Source organism: Methanosarcina barkeri MS (assembly GCF_000970025.1).
Classification (GTDB): Archaea; Halobacteriota; Methanosarcinia; order Methanosarcinales; family Methanosarcinaceae; genus Methanosarcina; species Methanosarcina barkeri.
In genome coordinates, this window is the sequence record NZ_CP009528.1 from 3,733,436 (window position 1) to 3,750,882 (window position 17,447).

Sequence of the window (17,447 nt, forward strand, 5' to 3'; positions counted from 1 at the left end):
ATAAAACCCATTCAGTTTATATACACTGTATGGGGGGTTTATTACGAGACTTGTTGGCAAACTTAAAAGAGTAGTTGAAGTCTTGAAAGAAGACGAATCCGTAGAAAAGGGAAATGATTTTGAAAAATATGTTGTGAACCTTTTTGACGACAAATATTTCTCGATTGTGCAATGGAGTACAGACATTATGCGGAAGCATGACAGATTTGTGGAATCGGATACCGACCCGGATCTTATTGTCCGTTATCTCCCGAAAGACGAAGTTTTTTGCGTTGAATGTAAGTTCAGGTCCAGTCTGTTTGAGGGTAAACTTCAGTGGTCCGACCCTCAGCAATTAAAACGATATCAGAGCTTTGCGAGAGAAAAAAAACTTCCTTTCTTTGTTGTTATCGGATTTGGTGGAGACTCATCTTATCCAGACAGGATGTTCTGTATCCCCCTTAAAGAAGCAAAGTACCCTGCGCTTTATCCGAGTATATTCGAAAAATTTGAGAGGAAACCTGAAAAAAGCTTTTTCTGGAAAAATGGTATCTTGAATTAACTTATATAGAACTTACGCAGTTGAGCGATAAAATCAGGCATATCCAGTCTTATTATAATTACTGACACTTGCTCTTGAGTGTTTTCAACTCTTGTTTAAGTTCAATTGCATGAGCCCTATAATATTCACTGCCAGGTCTGTACTTTATATGCATTTAAACTACTGTTTTAATTGGTACTTTTTCAACTGCAGGTTTATTAGCCACCAAAAATGTTGCCTTTAATTGACCCTGCGGATTTCTTAGTTCTATTTTTGCGTCTGAGTAGTAGCCTACTCGATATCTTCCGTAAATTCTCTGTTAGTTGAGAGACTGGCAGTACTCATAACGCCAATAATAGGAAGAGACCAGAAATAATGGTCTTTGTAAGTCGGGTTATAATTGACAGCTGTACTACCTGTCAGATGGGCCATGTAAACAATCCTTACCTTCATTACACCCCGGCTTGCTGACAGTACGGCTTCAATTGACTCGCCAGGTTCCAATTCTACACTTACTCCTGAGCTGAGCCGACTGTAATACTTTTGCTTTCAGATCCACCCTGCCCCCAGGAATGGCTGTAGGACATTGAGGTTTCTCCTCCTCCACCGGCTCCCAGGAAGCTGACATCATATGTAATCTTCTGCCCTACATCGATTGTGTCCGTCTGAGACCAGTTGCTCTCTGTGGTATTGGTTACCTGGTCCGAAATGCTGGCATCGAAAGTGGCCTTTTTTGAGCTGCTATTGACGAATTTCTTGGTTGCCACTATTACTGGTTCTGAAGTAATCCCGGTTATTTTTGCACTCTTGACATCCAGTATCGTCTGAACCTCACTCCAGCCGTATGTTTTGTAGAGGTCATCCCAGGGAGTGGGGCTGTGAAGATAAGCATCATTAGGTTTCTTTCCGAAATACTTTCCAACTGCACTCTTGAGACCTGAATCTTCAATGTCAAATGTCTTTCTCTCTTTATCTGTGATAATGTGCTGTACACTTCCCGAAGCGCTGACGCTTGAAGTTGCTGCGTCTGCACCCGCCTTTATGCTGATTTCAATACCCATACTTTCCTGTATGAAACCAATTCAATATATATTTTTTTAGAGTGTGAGAGGGTGTGTGAGAGGGTGTGTGAGAGGGTGTGTGGAGAGGGTGTGTGAGAGGGTGTGTGAGAGGGTGTGTGGAGAGGGTATGTGAGAATATGCCTTTGGTATTTCTCCCTCTAAATATTCGCTGGAAAATATCTGAAAAAACATATAACCATCATGCTGAGACCTCGAAGTAGAAACTGCAAATTCTACACAAGTTTATTTGAATAGACAGGCAATCCTTTCCCATAAAATATCTACAGCTCAAATTTAACATATTTCTCCCTCTTCTAATTTTATTTATCCTTAATTTATAATACTTGAAATCTCAATACTACTAATAACTCTTTTTTGGGGAAGAGTATGAAACTTAAATCCATTAACCCTTATACGGAAAAAGTAAACTGGGCTTATGATTCCTTTTCTATTGGGGAATGCAGAGCCCGTATTGAGAAATCCAGAGCTGCTTTTTCGATATGGAGTTCACTGCCTGTAGAGGAAAAGGCGAAACATTTTAAAACTGCTGTCGAGATTCTTCGGGAGAGTACCGATACTTATGCTGAAATTATTACAAAAGAAATGGGGAAACCTGTAAGGCAGTCCAAGAACGAGGTTCAGAAATGCGCCCGGCTCTGTGATTATTATGCAGAGAACTCGACTGAACTCCTGAAAGACGAAATTGTGGATATCGGAACTGAGAAAAGTTATGTAACCTTTGAACCTCTTGGAGTGATTTTCGGGATCATGCCCTGGAATTTCCCTTTCTGGCAGGTTTTCAGGTTTGCAATACCTGCGATGTGTGCAGGAAATGTTTGTGTGTTCAAGCACGCCTCGAACGTGCCAAAATCGGCGCTGGAAATCGAAAATATCTTCCTTGAGGCCGGATTTCCTGAAAACGTTTTTAATACTCTGTTAATTGACTCCAAGACTGCCATGCAGATTCTTAAAGAAGAACTGGTGGACGGGGTTTCGTTTACAGGCAGCACAGGTGCAGGCTCGAAAATCGGGAAACTTGCAGGGAGAGGTATCAAACCTGTAGTACTGGAACTTGGAGGCTCGGACCCTTTCATAGTGCTTGAGGATGCTAACATCGAGAGGGCTGTTCAGGCAGCTGTAAAGTCCCGCTTTTTAAATGCCGGACAAAGTTGTACTGCTGCCAAACGATTGATTGTCGTAGAAGATGTTGTTGCGGATTTTATCGAGTCGTTTAAACTCAGGGTGCAGGAACTGAAAATAGGAGACCCTATGGATGAGGAAACCGATATTGGGCCTCTTGCAAAGAAGGAATTTCTCGAGAGTCTTAAGCGAGTACTAAAAGACGCAAAAAAGAAAGGTGCAAAACCTCACGTCTATGGAGAAGAACATAAAAAGGGTTTTTTCTTCATGCCGACCACCATTCCTGCAGCTAGTACGGATATGGAAGTATGCAGGACTGAGGTTTTCGGGCCAATTGCCCCGGTGATCACGGTAAAGGATGAGGATGAAGCCGTGGAGATTGCAAATTCCACTGAGTATGGGCTCGGGGCGAAAATCTGGTCAGGAAACCTGGATAGGGCTGAAAGACTGGCAAAAAGAATAAAATCCGGGTCTGTATCTATTAATGGAATGATCAAATCCGATCCGAGGCTTCCTTTTGGCGGGACCAAGAAATCCGGGGTGGGGCGAGAACTTTCACACTATGGGCTAAAGGAATTTGTGAATATAAAAACTGTTGTTGTTAACAGATAAACAGGGGCTTTAAGGCCCATATTGCTTAATATAATTATGATTCAATTTACGGGGGGAATATATTGTCCGAATTAGCTGAGCAGGATGTAATGTCCAGATTAACCAGGCTGGAACAGAAGATGAATGACCTGGATAGGAGTGCAGACGCCCTGATAGATGAACTGGAGAGTCTGGAAGCTGTAGCTAGAGAATTAAAGTTGACAGAATCGGTAAATAAATTTGATGAATATCTCGAAGAGGTAGGACAAATTAAAGAAGATTTAAGCTGCAAATTATCGGACGAGATCGAAAATGAACAAATGAGGGAACTGGTAGAGGCAAGGATGAAAACCGTACCCGTGGATATCGAAAATCTAAGAAACGAATATAATTCTGCTCGTGGTAAACTGGCAGAGATCAGAGAAGAGTTAAGAAAAAGCAGATTGAGTAAGCCTGACTAAGCATTTAGGTATTTAAGCGGTTGAATATTTTTTTATGCAAATAGTATAAACTTGACTCAATTCTTTATACCGGGACAATTGAAATCAGGATTTTTGCCAAAAGAACAAAAAACGAAAAAGCCTCTATACATTGATTTTAGCCTGGTGCTAGGCCATGACTAGAGGCTGCAGGACATAATTTTCAAGATAAAAAGGAAAGAAAGGATAAAAAGGAAAGAAAAATGAAATTATTTTTCATCAGGGTGACTTTTTTCGTCTCAACACCAGCAACGTAAGTGCTACAGTCACAGATGCAAATATCCAGAATATAACAGTAAATGGGTTTATTGCTTTTTTGAGCACATCTATTTTCTTTTCTAACCGTAGCGGGTTCACTTAGTCCAGCTCCACGAAATCTTTGGCTATGTAATTATATGCCTTAATTAGTATTAATATTGTTACCATTAGTAAGGGTAACAGATATTGATTTAGGTTTATTCGAGAATAGAGCTATTCGAAAAGTCAGTAAGCGGATGTTGTAATAATTATAATCAGTTTAAATATTCGTGCATTCATTCCGGCTTTACATCTTCTATATTTTCAAAATAACAGTAGATGACCACTTTTCGTACGGGCTCTAAGTCGCGGGGCGATTTTCTGTTTTTCATGAAATTTTCGGAGTTTATTAAAATTTTTATAAGAATTACTTCGGTTTAGTATGAAATGTCTATTTTTTGTATATGATGCCTCTGTTTAGTATGAAATATTCATGGTCTAGCAACAATATATATTTTTAGAGAAAGACAACTCAAATTTGAAGTAACGTACCGGTTAAATGAGCAACTTAATATAAATATCATATCATTTGAAATAATAATACTCATGTTACCATATAAAAATAATAAACTGTGATGGAATTCTGATAATAGGTATCCAGTGAAGAAATCATTTACTTTATGCATATTTTTCTTAATTATACTTTTCCAAACTCAATTGTTCTGTAGCAAATAAGAATTGAAAACCTGAGAAAACAGATATATTTATAGAGATCAGTTAAGCCGGAAGGACGAATAGATAGCCAGCTTAACGAAGTCACGCAAAAGCAAGCAGCTCACATTAAAACTTGGTTCACTTTCAAAGTTTAACTCAGTATAGTATTAATCATCTTTTAATCATCTTTTCAAGTCCAGTTCTATCAACTAAATCAATAAGATTCGCTTCAGCTAATTGTTTGGCAGAGTCGGTAAAATAACTATTTGTAACTACTATACCTTCGGTGCATTTGTAAAAACCTTTTGCAGCTACAACTTCCTGTACTGCACTGTTTGATACCTTACCCGAGTATCGTTTGACCTGAACAGCTATTCTCGTTTTTCCTTTTGACGTTAGAATAAGGTCTGCACCCTGATCACCTGAAAATGGAGTGTGATAGACTGAATATCCTAGCTGTTCGTAAACGTATTTCATAAATTCTTCAAATTTGTACCCATCCATTTCATCAATTTCGGCTAACGTGGGTAGTTCTAGTTTTGATGGTTTTTTAAAAATTTGCTTTACAAGCCTACACGGTAAGTGGATTAAGAAACTGAAAAATAACCACAATGATTTCAGTAAGTGGATTGAAAAACTAAACAGTTGCCATATTGCTTTCAGTAAGTAAATTGGGAGACTAAACAGTAACTTTATTGATTTTAGTAAAAGATATAACACAATTTTAAATGTTCCAGTAATAAAGTGATGTTGTTTTCTTTTTTTTCCTCTCTTTCCGATTTTCATCAATGTACTTCCTTCTGTTTTTAAGAGCCTGCCGAAAGTCTATGATGCATGTTGAAAAGTCACAATAAATCTATAATATAAGAGTATCCATTCCGGCTTTACATCCTACTATTGTAAAAGTTACAGTGGATAACCACTTTTCGGATAGACTCTAAATTACGGGACAATTTTTGGTTTTCGGAGAGGTCTCAAACTTTTTTAAAATTTTAGTGAAAATTTGTATTTATTTAGTATGACATTTGCATAGTGTGATACAGAAATACCTCTCTAACGAAAGGAAATCAAATCTGGGAGCAATTTACCAATTAAAAGAATAACTTAATATAAATATACTGTCGTTTGAAAAGACTGCTCCCAATGCTAAATTCAATTGTTCTGTGGCAAGTAAGAATTGAATACTTAAAAAAGCAGGTCGACTTGATTGACTATCTGTTTTTTGGTTCTGCCTTTGGTTATTCTTTTGGTTATGCTTTTGGTTATGCTTTTTTAAACTAGATCACTCCAGTAGATATCGAAATATAGGACATTTGATCGGTTACTGCATCATTCAAGACAAATGTTAAAAACTCAAATGTCAGCCTGTAAAAATCTGACCTCTACTTCCGACAACATCACAATCATAGGCATTGTTCAGGAAGACAATTCATATATCGAGTATTCTCCAGAGACTGGACTCGTCTGCGGTTTCGTTAAAGGTCATACAAAATATGATTTCAGGTGAGGATCTAACTTAGCAGAAACCTCGGTCCATAATTTGAAGCACATTGGAGGAGAAGAATAAGGTGAATTCTAAGTAAAACACCAAATCTGAAAAATTGATTTTAAGAAATCCCCTTGAAAAAGGGAATTTTTTAGATTTAACTCTTTAAAGTCGGAAGGAAAAAATAGACTCAGTACCAAAATCCAGTGATAAATGTAAAATTCAAAATCACTATATTTTGTAATTAGCCACAGTCCATGTGATATAACTCAGAGGTTGAAGTCTTAAGATGTCGAATATTGATTTTGATGAATACCGGATTCTTCTTGTTAATTAAGATTTTCAATCAAGAAATGCAAAAATCACTAGATTTTGGAACAGAGCCTATTCTACACTACTAAAAATGAAATTAGAATTTACTCAACGTTTAACCTTTTGAGTCGCCTGTCGCTGTATAGTACATTAGACTTTCAAATGTTTATTGATGTGCAAAATCATTTAAGGATACAACAAATGATTTTACCGCTAAAAAATCCATACGTGTAAAATTTAGAAAGAGGGAAGTTAACATTCCCTCCTGTTCAGGCTCAACTTCATCTTTTATCAATTTTATATGGATATATACTAAATCCAGAAACACAAAATAAACCGTGTTTTCTTCCCTATCAGTAGAGAGAAACCTTCGGTTCATTTTCCTTTTCTTCACCTTCCAGATAAGCCAAAAAAATCCAATATGGATTGAAAGAAATTTCCTACAGAAAATTCCCCTTTGACTGTCAATGAAAATTCAAGTTTACTCATTTTGATCTCCGTTGAAATAAAGTATTCACTAATCGATTCGTCAAGAACTCAAAAGAGAAAACAGATTTTATTGTATGCAATGTTAAGAGAAAACCTTAATAACCAAGCTGTACGTAATATATACTAGTTACTTACTAAGTTACTAAGTAAATAGAGTAACACTGCATACGACAAAAGATCTGCTTTCTTTTGTCTCACCGTTCTTGAAAGTAGCTATCATTATGTGGTAGTTTTGATAGCTACTCTTCACTATAATTTTCCTGTTTTTTGATATCTTCGTTGAAGCTACTTTGCGTTATTTTTCTAACCTTTTATAATATGTCGCCACAACATATAAAGTTAAGGAAAGCGAAGCGAGAGTATTTGCCCGATAGCGATTTTTTGAATAGAGTAATTTACACATTAAGTCTTTAGATTCCCTGAAATCTGAACAAGATTTTTTTCAGAATCAAAATGTAATTTCATCAAATGACTTTCACCACTAATACCAAATGCGCTAAAAAAATCAAATTGTGGGCGGCCACCTTAAAAAAGAAGGAATTATTTTGTTTCTGAAAGCAATTGTTGGATAGCTTGTAAAGGAGGGGTATTCGTGACCTTCTGTACTCTCTATGTAATAAATTCATTATCTATTGGGAAATTTGTAATCGGGAAATAAGTTTAAAAGTCAAGTTTTGTGAACCTAATTTGGAATCGCAGTATCAGTTACTTGCTATTTCCATTTTTTGGCTTATCACTTGAGAAAATTCTCATGGAAAAAAGTTGTATATTCCCTCACTCATTTTCCAGTAAAGCACTCCATTTCCCTCTTTCCATTCAATAAATATATAAGACTCCTCAAAGTATCTTTTATCCATGACCCTTGAGCCCGTGCATATGCATAAGATCTCGGAGCTTGCAAAAAAGATTGACTGCTCGTTTGAGTCTGAAGAGGTAAAAACGGCTTCGGATATCTATTCTCTGCTTGAGGAGCTGAGTCTCGATGGGAAGGTCATTCTTAAAGCTATAGGCAGGCTCTTTCGAGGTATTGTAAGGACTCAACTGATGGCGCAGGGCGAAGACCCGTATCCTCTTACTTATGCCTGCGATAGCGGAAGTACAAATCCAAGGACTTATGACAGCGGGCTTTTTGTAGATTTCTGCCACTGTGGGCTGGCTTCAACGCCTACTAATCTTGATATTCAGAGATTCAGAACAATCGTATGCGCCGCTTATTCTTCTTCTCAGAGAGTATCCATGCAGGCTAGTGCAAGCTGGGAAACCTTCGATGAAGGGTTTGGAAGGGCAAAACTGGTTACAATCGCGCCTGACGAGTTAAAAAGAAAAGCTTCTGACATGGTGCACAGTTTTGCCATGTACCTGGCAGAATCCGAACACATTCTTTTCATGAAAGACAGAATAAAGCCTGAGAGTTTTTTCATAATGGACGGGCCGATTTATCCAAAACAGCTAATGTACTGGATGGTGCTGGACGACGAGGACGTGAGAGTCCGACAGAACAACGATGCCCGAAAAATCCTCCAGAATTACATTGATATAATGGACCATTTCCTGAAAAACCGGCAGCCTGTAATTGGGTTTGTGAAAAATCCAATTGACATGCAGATTATGGACAGCGTCCGGAAAAAAGGAAACGCTTTCGACCTTCCCTGGATGCTGGATTCGCAGTTTTTCAAAAATCTGCTCTCCCTGGAAAAAGTTGACAACGCTTCAGGACATGGGGGACGAAATTCAAAAAACAATAGGAAGAACGGCAAGCACAACGGTTCCAAAAATGATTACATTACTTACACTAACTGGTTTTTGCAGCCCAACAGGTTTTACGAAAAATTGCTTAACGGAACTTCACCCCTTGCAGCCGCAGATCCTCTCCAGCAGGAACTCAGGCACGATTTCTCGCCTGAAGATTATGCTCTTTGTTTTTTCATGCTTTACGTACCCTACAAAGATGTGGTCTTCAAGGTCGAAGCTCCATATGGGCTTGTTAAAGACGAATTTCTCCGCATGCAAATGACCAAAAAAGTGCTCTTTGACCTTTCTTTGTATGGTTTTCCTCTTACCCTCACAAAAGCAGACCATCTGGCAAAAATCAGGAAAGTAGAGAGGGAAGAGATTGATAAATTCTTTGAAAATATGAATCCCGATACTACTTACAATGACACCCGGTGGAATAAGATTAATGAAATATGAAAATGTCGACATTTTTACTTTTAACTCTAAAAAACCAAAAAAGGAGCCAGCTCCTGTCAATTCAGGAACGGAAGAAAATGCAGGTTCAAAGGAAATCCCTGCTGAGCTAAGAAAGGAGAGTCTTGCTGAGTCAAGAAAGGAAAGTCTTGCTGAGCCAAGAAAAGAGAGTCTTGCTGAGCCAAGAAAGGAAAGTCTTGCTGAGCCAAGAAAAGAAAGTCCTGATGAGATCAATCCTGAAAACAAGAATATGAGCAAGACTGCAGATTCCGTTGAAGATGTTCCCGACCTGGTCACCTCTCATCAGGCTACCTCTATACTCACACCCGATACTGAGGAAATACTGCAAGCTTCATCATCTGATAATCTATGTAAAGATTGTCGGAATGATTTATCAGATCATATTTTAAAAACAGAATCCAAAATTGAATCTGATGTTCCTTCAAGCCCTGCAAAATCGATTTTTAAATCTTCCTCTCTGCCCAAAACTACTCCTGTATCTAAGCCTGTCTCTAAAAATGATTCTATATCTATTTCAGATCTATCTCTTGAATCCGAAGTTCTCGGGAGTTCCGGAAAGGAAGATTTCCCCTTTGAAGGCTTTGCCGGATGTGATGATAATGTCCTGAAGGCTTCTCCAGTTTCAGAAGCTTTCGGGATTGTCACTACAGGCATAGAGCCCCTTGAATTGACTCCTTCAGGAGCTGTAATCACCGGTTACATTACATCAGCTCGACGGGATGAGATAAGGCTGGGAACATATGTTGTTGTGCCTTACGAAAACGGAGAAAAACTCTTTGCCAGGGTGGGAAAACTCCAGTACAGGCAGGAGTTTGTGGTAGACGATGCAACTGAAATTCATTCAAGACGCATGCTCAGTGCCCGTGGAAACCCTGTAAATGAAGACGATTACAAGTTCCTTGCCTGCCTTGATCCGCTCTGTATTCTTTACCGAAAAGCCGAAGGCAAACTCACCCGGCGGATGGCAGACCGGATTCCTCACCCTAACACTCCTATCCTGCCTGTTACTGACAGGCTTGAAGTCCAGACAGGACTTAACATTCCTGAAAACGGAATCTTTCTCGGCCACCTGAGTGTAGGGGGCGAGCTTCTAAAAACCAATTCCGAGCCCGAAACGGTAGCATATTACCTGAGAAACGATTATTCCATGGGCGACCCCCTTATTTTCAGGCATATGCTTATTTGCGGGAGCACAGGAACAGGAAAAACGTTCCTCTCTAAGAATATCCTCCGCCAGTTCATGAATGAAAACAACAGGTACAGACTACGGGGTTCTCCTAGCAAAGCACGGAAAAATCCCTGCCTGGTAATTATGGACCCTCAGGACGAGTATTCCCAGTTTTTCGAGGACAACGAAAACCTCACTGAGGACGATAAATTCCGGTTTGAATCCGAAAATGTAACCTATGGCCGGGTTCTTTCTACAAAGGCTTTCGTGGCAAAAGTCGATGGGCAAAGATATCCTGGGGATAAATCCAGAGCCGAGCAGATTGAATTTACAATTCCTTTTTCACTTGTAGAACACAATTCCTGGCTTATTGCAGCAGCCGGAATGTCAGAACTCCAGTATATCGGGCTTGAAGTGCTTCTTGGAGATTTCTTCAAGTCAAGTGTACCCCATACTTACCAGAATTTCATCAACCATATTGAGAATGAAGGTACCCGTTCCTACTATGTTGACAGCGGGAAGCTGCATGAGTCCTCATACGATGGGATTGTAAGAAGAGTAAGAAGTCACTTTTTCTCAAAAGTCTTTGACCGGGATGCGACTTCAATTACTGACCTTGTGGATAAAATTTTTAAGCCAGGGCAGATTTCGGTTTTCCCGACTGAATATATAAGTGCTCCGAGAATCCGCGATCTCATAGTACTCACAATCATGAGCCTGATCGTGGACAACAAATTAAGTACGACGGGAAAGGAAGCAATTAAAGAAACTCCAATCATTCTTGCACTGGATGAGGCTCATCGGTATCTCTCAAATGCAAATGGGGAACACTCTCGCCTTATTATTTCACGTTTTGCAGATGCAGCTCGTCAGGGCCGAAAAGAAGGACTGGGCCTTTTCTTAATTACTCAGGACCCTCAGGATATCGATGATACGGTTTTCAAGCAGATAAATACGAAACTGATCCTTAACCTCAACAATGACGCAGCTATTACATCTCTAAAAGTTCCTAAAGAATATGAGCGGAGAATTCCTTATCTTAAAAAAGGACAGATGATAATTCATTCCCCGGATAACAGTGATATTGTGGAAATAATCGGGCTTTCAAATTGTGTAGTCCGGCATCGGTGATCATTATCAGGTTTGATGACCAACAAGTTTACTGAGGAAATTTCATCAGATTTGATGAACATCAGCAAGTTTACTGAGAAAGTTCTTCGGCTGTGCAGTACAGGATTCAGACATGATAAAAATCGACAGCATGAAAATTTGAAACATTATAAACTGAATGTGAATTAGGTTGCAAAGTAAGTTATTGAAAAAAAAGTGTAATAATCTGTTATAATCTATTTTATCCCAAAATTATTTTTCTCTTTTAATTTCTGATATCACAATGATCTATCGTATACTGATGACCACCATTTCACTTCAACTTCGAATTTGTTTCATATTACAGAATCATTCTACATTACCAAATGTAGCTGAAATTTATTCAACATTTAATCTTTTGAGTCATCTGCTGCTGTATCACGTATTGAACTTTCAAATGGTTTTGAATCTGCGAAATCATTTCAGGATAAAACACGAAATTTCGAGGAAGAGGCCTTCCTGCCTTCTTTGGTAAAAAGAGAAAAAAGAGAAAAAAAGAGAATAAAGAAAGCTGGAAATCCAGCCTTCATCTTCACGTTTATGAGGTGCTAAGGCCAAGAGCCTCTGCAACCAGCTCGATGATGTCTTCTACAACAATATCAGATTTGAGGGCATCACGACCATCCGAGAGGTTCCTCTTACAGAAGGGGCACGCACTCGAGAGGATATCCGCGTTGGTTTCAAGAGCATCCTTAACTCTGGCTTCTCCCATTGACAAAGCAAGATCAGGCATACCTGCTTTTACACCACCGCCAGCTCCACAACAACGCTGGAATTCCCTTGACCTGTCCATTTCAACGAACTTAACACCCGGAATATTGGAAAGCACAAACCTGGGAGCATTAAAGACGCCAACGTGACGGCCAAGGTGGCAGGGATCGTGGTAGGTAATCGTCTTGTTGATAGACTTTTCCCATTTAATTTTGTCCGCTTTTATCAGGTCTGCAAGGAACTGTGTAATGTGAACAACCTCAAAAGGCAGTTCTGTGCCAAGAAGCCTGGGCCAGTCGATCTTTGCAGCACGGAAACAGCCTGCACATGCAAACAAAACCTTTTTAGCACCTTTCTTCTGGAGTGCCTCTACATTGTGTCTTGCAAGTTCACGAGCCACATCGTTGACATGTATCTGGCCTGTCCTGATAAGGGCTGAGCCGCAACACCATTCCTCTTCACCAAGCATGGTAAACTTAATGCCCAGCTTGTTGAGCACACGTGATGTTGCAAAGGCCAAAGCGAGCTGATTGTACCCTGCAGTACAGCCAGTGAAATAGACAATGTCTGCTTTGTCTTCTATTTTCACATCTGGAGGAACCCAGGCAAGTCTGTCTTTCTGGTCCTTCATGTAAGGGTTATGGTACTGGCCAGTAAGTTTTGGGAACGCGCTCTGCTTCCCATAAGGACCTATACCTTTCGTTACAAGATTTGTCCTTATAGCTTCCCAGAGTTCCACAGTGTTAATACCTGCTTCACAAACTGTTGCACAGACACCACATGTGGTACAACCATGGACATCATCTTTAAATTCTTCAAGTTCTGACTGAGGAACTTCCTGTGGACCAAAGAGTTTTGCTTTAATTCCATAGGATTTGTTCATGTACTGCCTCCAGCGCAGGATCTTGTCTCTTGGAGCTAATCCTGGTTTCCCGCCGGAAGCGGCATAAGTCGGACACCATTTTACACACTCACCACAGCGAACACAGGCGTCAAGCTCCATGAGCTGGACTGCGGTAAGATTCTTCGTATCGATTGAAGGATCACGTTTTGCCATATTTTTATTCGCCTCCTTTGTTTGCAAGCAGTGCAAGCGGTATGGCGATTACATGAATATATTTACTGTATGGTATAAATGCGATACAGAAGATCAGGGAAAATACGGAATGGAAGAGAGCGGCCGGTGGTGCTACTGAGGGATCAAGCCCAAAGCTCCAGATAAAGCCTGTTCGAATTCCATCGGCGATAAAACCGGAAATAGTAACTAAGAAAACTATTCCGATCAAAACCCAATCATATGTGATGGAAGCTTCCCTGACTTCAGAGACAAACAGTCTTCTTACTAATGCTACAAGAACTCCGATAAGCAGGATATACCCGAAGATGTAATTCGGAATTGAGAGCATATCTCTAAACTCGGCGGGGGTGAACGGGAGTGCGATTCCGATCTTTTCGATCATTTCAACTGCAAACATCATCCCTGACAGAGCAAATAGGGTCATCCAGCCCCCAAAAATAAATAGGTGCATGACCCAGCGGAAAGGACTTCTCTTGAGAATTCTTCTCTGGAAGAGAATGTCAAGGATTAGAATCGACAGAATAGATTCTCCATGATGATGAGATTCTGCTGTTACCTGATTCCACCAAGTTTTTAAGAATGTGATTGCACTTCCTTTTTTTCCTTCCTGAGGCTCAAGAGCATAACCTGTGACTCCTGTCCCCCATTTCTGGAAGTCACTTATCAGACCATATAAGAAAATAACAAAAGCTATTGCGCTGAATATCATAATCTGGACAAACGTCATCCTTAATGCATCCGAAAGCCCAGAAAAATAAAGCATTTCACTAATAGTTTATTCCTCCTATGTATGGATCAAAAACTGGGAATTAATACTGCTTTTACAATTGTCATGTTACAGGACATCAATGATAGTAAAGACAGAATGATAGCCGTAGCGACTGTCTACATAAGGTTTGTATAGTCTTTTAGTCTTTGTATCTATTATATTTAAACATTATCTTTATTAAACAATAGATTAAAAAGCCCACTGAGTCGCAAAAATGAGTTGAGCGGAAGTAATCAAGCGAGAAAGAAAAAAGTGAAAGTATAAGAAATAATATTAAAATTATAATATATAGATTATATAAAGATTTTATAGAATTCTTCTGGACGGCAAAGTAAGAAATTAAGCGACAAAAAAGTAAAAAGTAAAAGTGCAGGAAAAGAGAAAGTAAAGTACAAACCTTTTCAAACAAGCTTTTTAAAAAAACTGCTTGTCCGCAACCCTTTTGAAAAAAGGCTTGACCGAAAACTCCAGAAACGACTTGGTCGGCGTGATCAAACTGAGCAACGGTTGCGGCACAAACCTTTTAAAAAAAGGTTTGATTGAAAACCTGAGAAACGTTTGAGTTTGAGGAAACTATCCCCAAACCCTATCGACGCGATCACAACTCTTTTGAAAAAACTGCTTGTCCGCAACCCTTTTGAAAAAACTGCTTGTCTGCAACCTTTTTAAAAAAACTACTTGACCGCAACCCTTTTGAAAAAAGGCTTGACCGAAAACTCCAGAAACGATTTGGTCAGCGTGATCACAAACCTTTTAAAAAAAGGCTTGACCAAAAAGCCCAGCAACGACCTGATCTGCGTGGTCAAATGGCGCAGCAGTTGCAGGTCAACGGTTGTGGCTCAACCATTTTCAAAAAGTGCTTATCGAGAAATATTGGTTTAGGAAGAAAACGCCTCTGAAAATTAAGAGAGCTTTTTACAATCCCACTTCTTCTTTGAATTTTTCAATCCCGATCTCGTCAATAACTTCTCCGATTCTTCTGGGTTTTGGGTATTTTTTATAAAAGTTGATTATTTTTTCAACAAGGTCCAGAGCCTGCTCTTCGGTGAGGTCTTTTGCCACTACGATACCAAGTCTCGGACGGGGTCCTGCACTGCCCCCGACAGATAAAGTAAAGCCTTTTGCTGTACCCATTAGCCCTATATCCTTTATCATAGGTTCGGAACACGAATTTTGACAGCCGGAAACCCCCATTTTGAATTTGGAAGGAAGCTGCATCCCGTGGTACTTTTCATCAAGTTTTAATCCAAGCCCGACTGAATCCTGTTTGCCTCTTTTGCAAAATGTAGTGCCTGGGCAAATTTTAACGCTGCGGACACAGAGTCCTATAGCAGCTCCGGGTTTTAGATTCAGCTCTCCCCATGCTGCATCCAAATCTTCTTCTTTTAACCCTACAATTGCAATCCTCTGGGCTGAAGTAATCTTAAGAGCAGCAGCACCATACTTTTCTGCAATGTCAGCTATTTTTCTAAGAGTTTCCGGGTATACGATTCCTCCAGGAATATGTGGAGCAATTGCATAAGTTTCGCCATCTCTCTGCAGAATTGCAGCTTTTTCGGGAAGATCCCCTTTCACATACTCACGACTTACCATATTATACACTCCTCCAACTTAACTGATTCAGATTTACTTCAAGATTGTTTAGTTTAATCTTTATTTTGAATTTGCTCGGTTTAATATATATTTTCAAAATTTATTTTATATGATATCTGTTTCAAAATTTGTTTTATTTGAGATCTGTTTCAAAATTTTAATATTACTTGACCTAGGTTTTGAGATCATTATTTAACCTAAGACCGGCGTTGAAAATCGGAAGCAAAAGCTAAATTCATAGATCAGAGCCAATCAATTACTAAATTAATTTAGCAGACACAGCAAGTTCTGATTCAGCTCCCCCTGAAATTAGACCCCATACAAAAGGTGAAGAATCCGATATTCCACCACTTTTCTGGACTAAATATGTTAGAATCCAGGAACATATTTCAGACCAGAGATAATATTACTTGAAATAATATAAAACCTCATGCATATTATTTAAAAAAATATAAACCGTATGCCTGACATAATTATTCAGCGTTTCATAGCTCTACAGAACTTATCATAACATCACAAATATGGTATAGCACTACAAAACTGGAAATTACAGTTAGAATTTAGTGTAATACCTTGAATTAAAATAGAACCGTAGAACTTTTTAAAATTCGCAGAGTTGTAACAGAATCTTAAAATCTTAAGCGAATTAACCAGCCGAAGTACGACAAGCAGAGTAATTAGTGATAAAAAATAGTTAGCAGTTAAAAATGTCAGTTTAAGAACTTAAAATATGGAAAAAGGATCAGAAGATCCTTTTTTCTTATTGCTGTTTTCTCATCCTTTTCAGGAATCCGTTAAGCCCTGCTTTATGCCTGGCTTCATCCATAGATGCCTTTTCAAAGAAAAGAGCAGCTTTTGTATTGCCTTCTTTCTTGGCTAATTCTGCCGCTTCAGCTTTCTCAATTTCGGCTTTACCCTCTCCTTCAAACATCATTTCCAGATTTTCAAGAGTTGATTCTTTAACAAGTCCCAAGATTTCAGCTACCTCGGTGGCATGCCAGGCCTCGTCCATGGCGACCTGACGTAGGTAAACCGCAACATCCGGGAATCCTTCCCGCTCAGCAATCTTTGACATTGCGAGATACCAGCCAACTTCAGTAGTCTCTCCTTTAAATGTGTTTTTTAGAATTTCTTCAAGAGTCATTGAATCACCATTTCTTTTTAAAATAACCACTTTTATAGTTTAAACATAAGAGCAGTCTTTGAATTTAAGGTTTAGCCACAGTTGAGGTCAATACCAGAACGAAAACTTGATTTGACCTTTCTATCTCATCTTTCTATCTTATTGACGACCTTAAAATTAATTGAACTTAAGACCTATCGAACTTAAGACCTATCGAACTTAAGACCTATCGAACTTAAGACTATCAAACTTAAGACTATCAAACTTAAGACTATCAAATTTAAGGATATCGAACTTAAGACTAATATATTTAGGAGTAACGTGTGGAAAGATAATATTTCTGAATTCAAACAGTGAAGAAACTACAAAGAAGGAAGAAACAAAAAAGCAAAAGCTAAAACAGGAAAGAACTGAAATAGGAAAAAGAAATGACAATAAAACCGAAATAACCACAATAAGACCGAAGAACAATAAAACAGAAGATAATAAGACCAAAATATAATAAGACCAAAGCACACCATATGAAACCGGAACACACGGAAAATAATCTGCATGAAAATATATATTGATGAGAAAAATGTACAGGCTGTAAAAAAGCAATGTGGAATGTGTGTGACTT

14 protein-coding genes are annotated in these 17,447 nt (G+C 38.9%); 6 read left to right on the forward strand and 8 right to left on the reverse strand.

Annotation, left to right across the window (positions count from 1 at the left end; translation table 11 throughout):
* The first annotated feature begins 82 nt into the window (after positions 1–82).
* Complete coding sequence (locus tag MSBRM_RS15095) at positions 83–541, forward strand: hypothetical protein (protein WP_069575207.1); 459 nt, start codon at positions 83–85, stop codon at positions 539–541.
* Between the two features lie 270 nt (positions 542–811).
* Here the strand turns inward: MSBRM_RS15095 and MSBRM_RS21490 are convergent, their stop codons facing one another.
* Positions 812–1,024 (reverse strand): hypothetical protein, encoded by a 213-nt coding sequence (locus MSBRM_RS21490; protein ID WP_230628926.1) that lies wholly within the window; start codon positions 1,022–1,024, stop codon positions 812–814.
* A gap of 8 nt (positions 1,025–1,032) precedes the next feature.
* Complete coding sequence (locus MSBRM_RS21495) at positions 1,033–1,581, reverse strand: hypothetical protein (protein ID WP_230628928.1); 549 nt, start codon at positions 1,579–1,581, stop codon at positions 1,033–1,035.
* A 387-nt stretch (positions 1,582–1,968) separates the two neighbouring features.
* Here MSBRM_RS21495 and MSBRM_RS15105 point away from each other — a divergent pair, with 387 nt between their 5' ends.
* Together MSBRM_RS15105 and MSBRM_RS15110 are read left to right on the forward strand one after the other, a co-directional pair.
* Entirely contained in the window at positions 1,969–3,333 is a 1,365-nt protein-coding gene (locus MSBRM_RS15105) for an NAD-dependent succinate-semialdehyde dehydrogenase (protein WP_048121572.1), read from the forward strand.
* Between the two features lie 62 nt (positions 3,334–3,395).
* Positions 3,396–3,773 (forward strand): hypothetical protein, encoded by a 378-nt coding sequence (locus tag MSBRM_RS15110; RefSeq protein ID WP_048121573.1) that lies wholly within the window; start codon positions 3,396–3,398, stop codon positions 3,771–3,773.
* 1,140 nt (positions 3,774–4,913) lie between these two features.
* Here the strand turns inward: MSBRM_RS15110 and MSBRM_RS21500 are convergent.
* Entirely contained in the window at positions 4,914–5,528 is a 615-nt protein-coding gene (locus MSBRM_RS21500; RefSeq protein WP_230628930.1) for a restriction endonuclease, read from the reverse strand.
* Between the two features lie 1,178 nt (positions 5,529–6,706).
* Positions 6,707–6,919 (reverse strand): hypothetical protein, encoded by a 213-nt coding sequence (locus MSBRM_RS15120; protein WP_048121575.1) that lies wholly within the window; start codon positions 6,917–6,919, stop codon positions 6,707–6,709.
* A gap of 965 nt (positions 6,920–7,884) precedes the next feature.
* Here MSBRM_RS15120 and MSBRM_RS15125 point away from each other — a divergent pair.
* Positions 7,885–9,219, forward strand: coding sequence for a DNA double-strand break repair nuclease NurA (locus MSBRM_RS15125; protein WP_048121577.1), 1,335 nt, complete (start codon positions 7,885–7,887; stop codon positions 9,217–9,219).
* A 529-nt stretch (positions 9,220–9,748) separates the two neighbouring features.
* The gene (locus MSBRM_RS15130) at positions 9,749–11,536 is read left to right on the forward strand and encodes an ATP-binding protein (protein ID WP_369815385.1); all 1,788 of its coding nucleotides are present in this window, start codon (positions 9,749–9,751) and stop codon (positions 11,534–11,536) included.
* A 556-nt stretch (positions 11,537–12,092) separates the two neighbouring features.
* Here MSBRM_RS15130 and hdrD read toward each other — a convergent pair.
* Entirely contained in the window at positions 12,093–13,322 is a 1,230-nt protein-coding gene (hdrD, locus tag MSBRM_RS15135; RefSeq protein WP_048121581.1) for a dihydromethanophenazine:CoB--CoM heterodisulfide reductase subunit HdrD, read from the reverse strand.
* 4 nt (positions 13,323–13,326) lie between these two features.
* Positions 13,327–14,106: a dihydromethanophenazine:CoB--CoM heterodisulfide reductase subunit HdrE gene (hdrE, locus tag MSBRM_RS15140; protein WP_048121583.1), complete on the reverse strand. Its 780-nt coding sequence runs from the start codon at positions 14,104–14,106 to the stop codon at positions 13,327–13,329.
* 656 nt (positions 14,107–14,762) lie between these two features.
* On the opposite strand from hdrE, the gene MSBRM_RS15145 reads away from it, so the two are divergent.
* Positions 14,763–15,011 (forward strand): hypothetical protein, encoded by a 249-nt coding sequence (locus MSBRM_RS15145; RefSeq protein ID WP_048121585.1) that lies wholly within the window; start codon positions 14,763–14,765, stop codon positions 15,009–15,011.
* A 16-nt stretch (positions 15,012–15,027) separates the two neighbouring features.
* On the opposite strand, the gene MSBRM_RS15150 is transcribed toward MSBRM_RS15145, so the two are convergent.
* Positions 15,028–15,705, reverse strand: coding sequence for a nitrite/sulfite reductase domain-containing protein (locus MSBRM_RS15150; protein WP_048121587.1), 678 nt, complete (start codon positions 15,703–15,705; stop codon positions 15,028–15,030).
* Between the two features lie 760 nt (positions 15,706–16,465).
* Entirely contained in the window at positions 16,466–16,849 is a 384-nt protein-coding gene (locus MSBRM_RS15155; RefSeq protein WP_052712916.1) for a ferritin-like domain-containing protein, read from the reverse strand.
* Positions 16,850–17,447 lie beyond the last annotated feature (598 nt).